The following is a 1957-nucleotide window of genomic DNA, read 5'->3' as shown; positions in this document are numbered from 1 at the left end:
TTTGGCCGGTCAACGGGGTAGTTGTCGTTGGGTATCAGGTCATGTTTGACGTTGCTCCTTCATAGTTGTCGTTGCGTGATCGCATAGTTGACGCTCATCGTTACTGCGCAACGTTGCCATCGTCAGGCAACTGGGCGCTAAACGGGTTGGCGGGGCTGTCCTCGTGTAATTGACGCCGCCGTGCATTCTGTTTGTCGCCGGCTTTGCGGCGGCGGTAGCTTGGGACGTTGAGCTCGAAGATCGTCGAGTGATGCACAAGCCGGTCGATGGCGGCGACCGTCATGCCGGGGTCAGGGAACACGTCACTCCAGCCCGAGAACGGTTGATTGGCCGTTATGAGAAGACTTTTACGCTCGTACCTCTCCGCAATCAGTTCGAACAGCACGCTGGTCTCGGCCTGGTCCTTGCGCGCGTACGACAGATCATCGAGGGCGATGAGGTCGAAGCGGTCGAGCTTGGCCAGTGCTGAAGGCAACTGCAGGCTCTGGCGTGCCGCCTGCAGTTTCTGGACGAGCTCGCTGGTGCGCGTGAACAGCACGCGGTAGCCAGCATCGATCAAGGCGTGTCCGATGGCCGAACCTAGATGACTTTTCCCGACCCCAGGTGGGCCGAACAGGAGGACCGTGGCGCCTTTCTCCAGCCATGACTCGCCGGTGGCCAGCGCCGTCACATGAGCCTTCGAGACCATTGGCACAGCGCTGAAGTCGAAGGTGGCGAGTGTCTTGGTTGGGTCCAGATGCGACTCGGTACGGTGCCGCTCGATACGCCGTTTGGCGCGCTCAGCCAGCTCGTGCTCAAGCAGCGCGCCAAGCAGTCGCGTGGCCTGCCAGCCTTCCTTGTCCGAGCGCTCGGCGAACTCGGGCCACAGCCTGCCGATCGTTGGCAAGCGCAGCTCGTTGAGCATCAGGGCCAGGCGGCCACCATCATGTGCGGGCGCGTTCATGCTGCCATCTCCTCGAGCAGTTCGTCATAGACGGCAACGGGCGGCATCTGAACATCCACTTCAGGACACGAGGCCTCACGGGGTGCGTACTGCTCACGCAGCGCTTTGAGATCGGGCAGCTTGCCGGCTTCCAGCAACACGTCGAGCTGTCCGGCCAGTACGGCCTCCACCCCGTGCAGGGCGGCGAGTTCAAGCAGGCCAACCATCGTCTTGCATGCTTCGCGTTGCGACAGGCGTGCATCAAGTTGTTCCCATGTCCGGCGGTAGGCCTCGCGCGGGAACAGTGCGTCACGAAACGCGAGCCCCTTGAATGCCTGCGGCTTGCGTTTCAGGGAGCCAATGAAGTGGCGGTAATCAAGCGCGTGACGGTTGTCGTGCGCACGGGAGCCCCGTGCGGTGCTGTGCACCAGCACGCCGGACAGGTAACAGTCGAGCCGGTCGCCGTAGACGCGCACCTTCAGCCGGTGACCAATCAGGCGCGACGGCGCACTGTAAAGGATGCCGCGCACTGTGAACGTGCTGCAGCGGGTCACAGGAGCCTCCTCCTCGACGAAGTCGGTGGTACGGTACTCCGGCAGATCCTGAAGCTGCTGGCGCTCGATACGGAACGCGGCTGCGTTGCGCCGGTTTCGACGCATCACCTGCTCGCGGATGAATTCATCGTAGGCGGCACGATCAGCGAAGTCGCGATGGCCACGAAGCATCAAGGCCTGATCGACCGCATCCTTCAGATACCGGTGCGAGGATTCGACACTCCCGTTCTCATGACCCAAACCGCGATTGTTGCGCGTGCCCTGCATCTCGTAGTGATCGAGCAGCGCCTTGTAACGGGTCGTGAAGTCCTCCTTCTCGCTCAGGTTCTTGAAGGCGGCAGAGAGGCTGTCGGTGCGATGCTCGCGCGGGCAACCTCCCGCCTGCCACAGAGCATTCTGCAAGCCGTTGGCGAGGGCTTCGAAGCTCTCGCCGCCCTCGACCACGCAGGCATACTCCCAGCGCGAGAATGCCAGTACGAAG

2 protein-coding genes are annotated in these 1957 nt (G+C 62.3%); both read right to left on the bottom strand.

Annotation, left to right across the window (positions count from 1 at the left end; genetic code table 11):
• Positions 1-100: 100 nt before the first annotated feature.
• Positions 101-943, bottom strand: a complete 843-nt coding sequence (istB, locus tag BMI01S_RS36590) for an IS21-like element helper ATPase IstB (RefSeq protein WP_028233111.1) — start codon at positions 941-943, stop codon at positions 101-103.
• The coding region (locus tag BMI01S_RS36585; RefSeq protein ID WP_042293085.1) for an IS21 family transposase at positions 940-1957 on the bottom strand (1018 nt) is incomplete at its 5' end. The genes BMI01S_RS36585 and istB, both read right to left, overlap by 4 nt.

Origin of the sequence: Paraburkholderia mimosarum LMG 23256 = NBRC 106338, assembly GCF_000739815.1 — a bacterium.
Lineage (GTDB): Bacteria > Pseudomonadota > Gammaproteobacteria > Burkholderiales > Burkholderiaceae > Paraburkholderia > Paraburkholderia mimosarum.
This window is presented reverse-complemented; position numbering and strand designations above follow the sequence as displayed.